The organism is Rhodococcus sp. no. 34 (assembly GCF_054589475.1).
The window spans coordinates 192,243-192,638 of the sequence record NZ_BAAILK010000049.1 but is presented as its reverse complement, the minus strand read 5'-3'; the positions used below and the strand labels follow the sequence as shown (position 1 = coordinate 192,638).

General features: G+C 62.4%; 1 protein-coding gene. It reads left to right on the top strand.

The features are described from left to right. The coding region (locus tag ACYP01_RS29670; protein ID WP_459683770.1) for an NADPH-dependent F420 reductase at positions 1-396 on the top strand (396 nt) is incomplete at both ends.

Sequence of the window (396 nt, the reverse complement as noted above, 5' to 3'; positions counted from 1 at the left end):
ACCGGCGGGGATTCTCAGTGGCGCGGTCGCCGGTGCCCCGGTCATCGAAACCAACAATTACTACCCACAACAGCGCGACGGTTTGATCTCCGCCATCGAGGACGGGCAGACCGAAAGCGGATGGGTGCAGGAGCACCTGGGTGTACCGGTATTCAAGGCGTTCAACGGAATCTGGTGGAAGCACCTCCTCGAGAAGGGGCTTCCGGAGGGTGCGGAGGGGCGCATTGCGCTACCCATCGCCGGCGACGACGACGCGAACAAGCAGGTCGTTTTCGATCTGATCAATCAGTTGGGCTTCGACCCCGTCGATGCGGGAACGATCGACGACTCCTGGCGTCAGCAGCCGGGAACTCCCGTGTACGGCAAGGACTTCGATCGCGAAGCGACGCTGAAGGC